This window comes from Methylobacterium sp. WL116 (assembly GCF_008039455.1).
GTDB lineage: Bacteria > Pseudomonadota > Alphaproteobacteria > Rhizobiales > Beijerinckiaceae > Methylobacterium.
This window is the reverse complement of record NZ_VRUV01000900.1, coordinates 1-1,070: the sequence shown is the minus strand read 5'-3', so window position 1 is coordinate 1,070 and position 1,070 is coordinate 1. Positions and strand designations below refer to the sequence as shown.

Below are 1,070 nucleotides of genomic sequence, written 5' to 3'. Positions count from 1 at the left end.
GTGCCCGAACCGCTCATGGTGCCGCCGGTCGATCCCGCCGTGCCCGCGCCGCTGCCCGAATTCACGGTGCCGCCCGCGCTGGGCCCGGCGCCCGGGCTGCCGGTCTGGGCGAAGGCGGTGCCGCCGAGCGGCAGGATCAGGCAGGTGGCGAGCGCGAGAATCTTGTACGACATCAAGTTTCCTCCTGGTTTCTATATGGGAGCAACGGTGTCGCGGCCGGCTTGTTCAATATCGATCGCTGCAGCCGCAGGTTCGGGCCGCCCCCGGCGGCCTCGCACGGCGGCCCTGATCGCCCCTTCCATCCTCCCCCGTGCCGCCCGGCGCTTTGACACGGGGGAAGGCATCGCGGACACGGTAGAAAGGCATCGCAGGCACGGGAAAGGCATGGCGCGACCCGCCGGCGCCGACGGGGAGCCCCGCCGCATGATCGAGCCCAAACCGGTCTTCGACGACCTCACCGCCTTCCACCTCGCCCGCGGCATCGCGCGCTGGGGCTGGACCGTGGGGGCGCACAGCTACGGCAATCCGCGGGTGCTGGAGCCGGAATCGGCCCGGCTCCACATCGGCCGGTTCTGCTCGATCGGGCCGAACGTCACCATCGCGCTCGGCAACCACCGCACCGACCTCGTCACCACCTACCCGTTCAAGGCGCTCGCCGCCTTCTGGCCGAACGCGGCCGCCGGCGCGCACGACCACGCCACCCGCGGCGACGTCGTCCTCGGCGACGAGGTCTGGCTCGGGGCCAACAGCACGATCCTGTCGGGCGTCACCATCGGCAGCGGCGCCGTGGTCGGCGCGGGCGCGGTGGTGCGCCGCGACGTGCCGCCCTACGCCGTCGTCACCGGAAACCCGGCGACCGTCCTGCGCTACCGCTTCGATCCGGAGACCATCGCGCGCCTGCTGGAGGTGTGCTGGTGGGCCTGGGACGACGCTCGGATCGCGGACCACCTGCCGCTGATCCTCGGCACCGACATCGCGGCGTTCCTGGCGCGGGCCGAGGCCGCGCCGAAGCGCCCGCGCCGGCCGCGAAAGCCGAAACCCGCCGGATGAGCGCCGGCCGGCGCGCGAGC

1 protein-coding gene is annotated in these 1,070 nt (G+C 73.1%); it reads left to right on the top strand.

All coding sequences use genetic code 11. From position 1 onward, the window contains the following. Positions 1 to 423 precede the first annotated feature (423 nt). Positions 424 to 1,050 (top strand): CatB-related O-acetyltransferase, encoded by a 627-nt coding sequence (locus FV223_RS32510; RefSeq protein ID WP_147729962.1) that lies wholly within the window; start codon positions 424 to 426, stop codon positions 1,048 to 1,050. Positions 1,051 to 1,070 lie beyond the last annotated feature (20 nt).